We start from the raw sequence: 3,982 nt of genomic DNA, 5'->3' as shown, positions 1-3,982 counted from the left end.
GGCCGCGGAGGGCGCGGAGGGCGCCTGGGAGGTCCCGCCGGCCGGCGGCCGCACCCGCCACTGGATCGAGATCAACGGCACCCGCCACCAGATCTCCCGTCCGACGCTGGTGCTGGGCCGCAGCACCGACGCCGACGTGCGGATCGACGACCCCGGCGTCTCCCGCCGGCACTGCGAGATCCGGACCGGAACGCCCTCGACGATCCAGGATCTCGGGTCCACCAACGGCATCGTGGTGGACGGGCAGCACACCACCCGCGCTACGCTCCGCGACGGCTCGCGGATCGTCGTGGGCAGCACCACCGTTATCTATAGGCAAGCCGAAGGGTGAAGCGGGGGCAATGTCAGAGCTGACCCTCACGGTCATGCGGCTGGGTTTCCTGGCCGTACTGTGGCTGTTCGTGATCGTGGCCGTGCAGGTCATCCGCAGCGACCTGTTCGGTACGCGTGTCACCCAGCGGGGGGCCCGCCGGGAGGTCGCCAGGCCGCAGCAGGCCGCGCGGCAGGCCGCGCCCCCGCCCCAGCGCGGCCAGCAGGGCGGCGGCCGCCAGCGCCGCAACGCCCCCACCAAGCTGGTGGTGACCGAGGGCATCCTCACCGGAACCACCGTCGCGCTGCAGGGCCAGACGATCACCCTGGGCCGCGCGCACGACTCCACGATCGTGCTGGACGACGACTACGCCTCCAGCCGCCATGCCAGGATCTACCCGGACCGCGACGGCCAGTGGATCGTCGAGGACCTCGGATCCACCAACGGCACGTACCTGGACCGGTCCCGGCTGACGACCCCCACACCGATCCCGCTGGGCGCGCCGATCCGCATCGGCAAAACCGTCATCGAGCTGCGGAAGTAGTGCTACGTCATGAATGAGCGCGAGCGGAGCGAGCACGCAGCGGCGGCCGGCACCCCGGGCCCCGGCGCGCTCCCGACCGGAGGGTGGGCAGTGTGGCTCGACACGATCGGCTGTACCCGGAGCCGACGGGCGAGGTGCGCATGAGTCTGTCACTGCGCTTCGCCGCCGGATCACACAAAGGCATGATCCGCGAGGGCAACGAGGACTCCGGCTACGCCGGACCGCGCCTGCTCGCGATCGCCGACGGCATGGGCGGCCAGGCCGCCGGCGAGGTCGCCTCCTCCGAGGTGATCTCCACCATCGTCGCCCTCGACGACGACATCCCCGGCTCCGACATCCTCACCTCCCTCGGCACCGCCGTACAGCGCGCCAACGAGCAGCTGCGCGCCATGGTCGAGGAGGACCCGCAGCTGGAGGGCATGGGCACCACGCTCACCGCCCTGCTGTGGACCGGCCAGCGGCTCGGCCTCGTGCACGTCGGCGACTCGCGCGCCTACCTGCTGCGCGACGGCGTGCTGACCCAGATCACGCAGGACCACACCTGGGTGCAGCGCCTCGTCGACGAGGGACGCATCACCGAGGAGGAGGCCACCACCCACCCGCAGCGCGCCCTGCTGATGCGCGCCCTGGGCAGCGGCGACCACGTCGACCCCGACCTGTCCATCCGCGAGGTCCGCGCCGGCGACCGCTACCTGATCTGCTCCGACGGCCTGTCCGGCGTCGTCTCCCACCAGACGATGGAGGAGACCCTCGCCAGCTACCAGGGCCCCCAGGAGACCGTGCAGGAGCTGATCCAGCTCGCGCTGCGCGGCGGCGGCCCGGACAACATCACCGTCATCGTCGCCGACGTCCTGGACCTGGACACCGGCGACACCCTCGCCGGACAGCTGTCCGACACCCCCGTCGTGGTCGGCGCGGTCGCCGAGAACCAGCACCACCTGCACGACAACAACATCATGCAGACCCCGGCCGGACGCGCCTCCGGCCTCGGCCGCCAGGTTCCCGGACAGGGCGGCGGGGGCGGCGGGTTCGGCCCGCCCGGCTCCGGCGACACCACCGGCTACGCCCCCGCGGCCGGCTTCGGCGCCTACGGCGACGACGACTTCGTCAAGCCGAAGAAGAGCCGCAGGTGGCTGAAGAGATCCTTCTACAGCGTGCTCACGCTCGCCGTCATCGGCGGCGGCCTGTACGGCGGCCACCGCTGGACGCAGACGCAGTACTACGTCGGCGCCAACGAGGAGCACGTCGCGCTGTACCGGGGCATCAGCCAGGACCTGGCCTGGGTGAAGCTGTCCGCGGTGGAGACGGACCACCCCGAGATCGAACTCAAGTACCTGCCGCCCTACCAGCAGAAGCAGGTCAGAGCGACGATCGCCGAGGGCGGCCTCAAGGACGCCCGCAGGAAGATCGACGAGCTGGCGGTGCAGGCCTCCGCGTGCAAGAAGGAGGCGCAGCGCCGGGCCGCCGAGGAGAACAACGCCAAGTCGGGCCAGGGCCAGGCCGACGGCACCGCGAGCACCGCGAGCACCACGGGAACCACCCGCACCGCCTTCACGTCCAAGGCGACACCGGCGCCGAACCCGTCGGCGTCGAAGTCCCCGTCGTCACCGTCGTCCCCGTCCGCGACCGCGTCCACTCCCAGCCCCGGCCCCACTCTCTCGGAGGAAGAGCAGAAGGTCGTCTCGCTGTGCGGTAAGCAGTAGGCAAGCCGTGAGAGGCCCTGTCACACGATGAGCAGCACTACCAACCCGTCGACGCACCACACGTCCACGATCGGCGCGATCGGCGCGCCGAGCCGGCGCAACACCGAGCTCGCGCTGCTGGTCTTCGCCGTCGCCATCCCGGTCTTCGCCTACGCCAACGTGGGCCTGGCCATCAACAACCAGGTGCCCGCCGGTCTGCTGAGCTACGGCCTGGGCCTGGGCCTGCTGGCCGGCGTCGCCCACCTCGTCGTACGCAAGTTCGCCCCGTACGCGGATCCGCTGCTGCTGCCGCTGGCCACGCTGCTGAACGGGCTCGGACTGGTCGTCATCTGGCGGCTGGACCAGTCGAAACTGCTGCAGGCCGTCAAGCAGGCGGGAACGGCCGCGCCACGGCAGCTGATGTACACGGCCCTGGGCATCGCTCTGTTCATCGTGGTCCTGATCTTCCTCAAGGACCACCGCGCCCTGCAGCGCTACACCTACATCTCCATGGTCGGCGCGCTGGTCCTCCTGCTGCTGCCCCTGGTCCCCGGCCTCGGGCAGAACATCTACGGCGCGAAGATCTGGATCTCGGTCGCCGGATTCTCCATCCAGCCCGGTGAGTTCGCGAAGATCGTGCTGGCCATCTTCTTCGCCGGTTACCTGATGGTGAAGCGCGACGCGCTGGCCCTCGCCAGCCGCCGCTTCATGGGCCTGTACCTGCCGCGCGGCCGCGACCTCGGCCCGATCCTGGTCGTCTGGGCCATCTCGATCCTGATCCTGGTCTTCGAGACCGACCTCGGCACGTCGCTGCTGTTCTTCGGCATGTTCGTCATCATGCTGTACGTCGCCACCGAGCGGACCAGCTGGATCGTCTTCGGTCTGCTGATGTCCGCGGCGGGCGCCGTCGGTGTGGCCAGCTTCGAGACGCACGTCCAACAGCGCGTCCAGGCCTGGCTCGACCCGATGGGGGAGTACAAGCTCAGCCAGGCGGGCGTGGACGGCCACTCCGAGCAGTCCATGGAAGCGCTGTGGGCGTTCGGCTCCGGCGGCACCCTCGGCTCCGGCCTCGGCCAGGGTCACTCCGACCTCATCAAGTTCGCCGCCAACTCCGACTTCATCCTCGCCACCTTCGGCGAGGAACTGGGCCTGGCCGGCATCATGGCGATCCTGCTGATCTACGCCCTGATCGTGGAGCGCGGCGTACGCACCGCGCTGGCCGCCCGCGACCCCTTCGGAAAACTGCTCGCCATCGGCCTGTCCGGCGCCTTCGCACTGCAGGTCTTCGTCGTGGCCGGCGGTGTGATGGGCCTCATCCCGCTCACCGGCATGACAATGCCGTTCCTGGCGTACGGCGGCTCCTCCGTCATCGCCAACTGGGCTCTGATCGGCATCCTGCTCCGGATCAGCGACACCGCCGGCCACGACGAAGACCTGCAGTGCGAA

Annotated in this window: 4 protein-coding genes; all 4 read left to right on the top strand. The window is 70.2% G+C overall.

Annotated features, from left to right (window positions below; genetic code table 11):
- Positions 1–331 (top strand): FHA domain-containing protein (locus C1I97_RS32960; protein ID WP_146608366.1); only part of this gene is annotated, 331 nt, incomplete at its 5' end.
- Positions 332–341: 10 nt separating this feature from the next.
- Entirely contained in the window at positions 342–854 is a 513-nt protein-coding gene (locus tag C1I97_RS32955) for an FHA domain-containing protein FhaB/FipA (RefSeq protein ID WP_111006698.1), read from the top strand.
- 140 nt (positions 855–994) lie between these two features.
- Positions 995–2,557, top strand: coding sequence for a Stp1/IreP family PP2C-type Ser/Thr phosphatase (locus tag C1I97_RS32950; RefSeq protein WP_111006697.1), 1,563 nt, complete (start codon positions 995–997; stop codon positions 2,555–2,557).
- Between the two features lie 27 nt (positions 2,558–2,584).
- On the top strand, positions 2,585–3,982 hold a 1,398-nt coding region (locus C1I97_RS32945), incomplete at its 3' end, for an FtsW/RodA/SpoVE family cell cycle protein (RefSeq protein ID WP_111006696.1).

This window comes from Streptomyces sp. NTH33 (assembly GCF_003236365.1).
Lineage (GTDB): Bacteria > Actinomycetota > Actinomycetes > Streptomycetales > Streptomycetaceae > Streptomyces.
Note: the sequence above shows the minus strand (reverse complement) of the source record. Positions and strands in the feature narration are given on the sequence as shown.

Coding starts and splice junctions, on each gene's coding strand:
- C1I97_RS32950 (WP_111006697.1), top strand. CDS start 995: ATGAGTCTGTCACTGCGCTTCGCCGCCGGATCACACAAAGGCATGATC.
- C1I97_RS32955 (WP_111006698.1), top strand. CDS start 342: ATGTCAGAGCTGACCCTCACGGTCATGCGGCTGGGTTTCCTGGCCGTA.